The following is a 1,843-nucleotide window of genomic DNA, read 5'->3' as shown; positions in this document are numbered from 1 at the left end:
AAGCGTCACTCTTGGAATACATTGAGATGCAAGAGGCACCTACGTAGGCCCATAACGACACCCGCGACCCTTAGTAATCTTAAACTACTTAGACGAAGTACCAGTACGCTCCACTTTCCGTCGCCAGCGTTCGAGGGGTCCACGGGCCCGCCCAGGCCACGTGCCCGTCCGGCCGCAGCAGCACCAGCCGGGCGCGGCGCGCCCCGTACGCCTCGTGCGCCGCCCGCTCCGACCGGGGCACGACGTGCACCGGCACCGCCGCGGCGTACCGGCCGGCCAGCGCCGCGCCCAGCGCGGCGGCGTCCTGCCGCGCCGCGGCCGACGGCCGCAGCCCCTCGAACGCCAGCAGGTGCGGGCCGCCCGGCCGCAGCACGTCCAGCAGCCCGCCGCCCGTCGCGGCCAGCGGCGCGTGCGGCGCCCGGTCCCCGGGCCGCAGCACGCCCCGGCCCCGGCCCCGGGCCACGGCCGGACTGCCCCGGTACCCGATCCACGTCTGCGACAGCGTCCGGAACACCGTCCGGCGCACCGGCGGCCACCGCGACGCGACGGCGATCAGCCGCACCGCGACATGGCTCCGCAGCCACACCGCCACCGGGTGCGCGGTGGTCTCCAGCCGGAACCCGCGGTCGGTGTTCCGGGTGATCGCGCGGGCCACGGGACGCCGTTCGGCCTCGTAGCTGCCGAGCAGCCCCGGCGGCGCCTCGCCGCGGGCGACCAGCGCCAGCTTCCAGCCGAGGTTCGCCGCGTCACCGACACCCAGGTTCAGCCCCTGCCCCCCCGCCGGGTTGTGCACATGCGCGGCGTCGCCCACCAGGAACACCCCGTCCCGGGCGAACCGGTCCGCGATCCGGCTGTGGAACCGGAACAGCGACGCCCAGACCACCTCGTCCAGCGTGCCGGCCGCGCCGAACCAGCCGTCGTACCAGCGCCGCAGCTCCCGCGCGTCGAGCCGCTGGTACGGATCGTGCGAGACCACGCCCGCCGTGCCGCCCGGCGCCAGGCCGGGCGGCACGGCACCGAACAGCCGGTAGCGGTCCGGCCCGATCGGCAGCACCCCCACGAAGCCGCCGCGCGTCAGCGTCAGCCGCAGCCGGGGCGGCGGCGCGTCCGCCGCGAACGTCACATCGGCCAGCAACCCGCGCTGCGGATACGTGCCGCCCGTGAACCCGATGCCCAGCCGCCGCCGCACCGTGCTGGCCGCGCCGTCGGCGGCCACCACCCAGCGGGCCCGCACCGTCCCCGCGCGCCGTCCGTCCCCACCGTCCCCGCCGCCCAGACGCACCGTCACGCCGTGCCCGTCCGGGACCACGTCCGTCACCGGCCGGCCCCACTCCACCGGCACCCCGCGCTCCGCCAGCGCCGCCACCAGGATCCGCTCCGTCTCCGACTGCGCCACGGACAGCGCGCACGGAAACCGCGTCCGCCCCTCCACCCCGGCGTCCGCCAGCGGCAGATGGGCCGTGGGACGGCCCCGCTCGCGCACCTCGACCCGGGTGATCGGCACACCGCGCGCCAGGAGGCGCTCCGCCAGCCCGAACCGGTCGAGCACCTCCAGGGTCCGCGCGTGCACGATCGTCGCCCGCGACTGCTCGGCGGGGACCGGACCGGCCCTGCGGTCGACCACCCGCGCCCGCACCCTGTGCCGCGCCAGCTCCAGCGCCGCCACCAGCCCGCTGGGCCCGGCCCCGACGACCAGCACCCGTCCGTCCGTCCGCGCGCCCGGCGCCGCTGCCTCCACGAGACCTCCCGCTGCCTCTCCCGCGCCCCCATCCTCCGGCCGCGGCGAAACCGGCTGCGCCCACCATCGCCGAATTGTTCGCCGAGATCGCGGAATTGTACGAGG

1 protein-coding gene is annotated in these 1,843 nt (G+C 76.8%); it reads right to left on the bottom strand.

Annotation, left to right across the window (positions count from 1 at the left end):
• Nucleotides 1-88: 88 nt before the first annotated feature.
• Entirely contained in the window at nt 89-1,738 is a 1,650-nt protein-coding gene (locus BN2279_RS09490) for an FAD-dependent monooxygenase (protein ID WP_059008289.1), read from the bottom strand.
• Between the last annotated feature and the right edge of the window lie 105 nt (nt 1,739-1,843).

It is taken from the genome of Streptomyces specialis, assembly GCF_001493375.1.
Classification (GTDB): Bacteria; Actinomycetota; Actinomycetes; order Streptomycetales; family Streptomycetaceae; genus Streptomyces; species Streptomyces specialis.
This window is presented reverse-complemented; position numbering and strand designations above follow the sequence as displayed.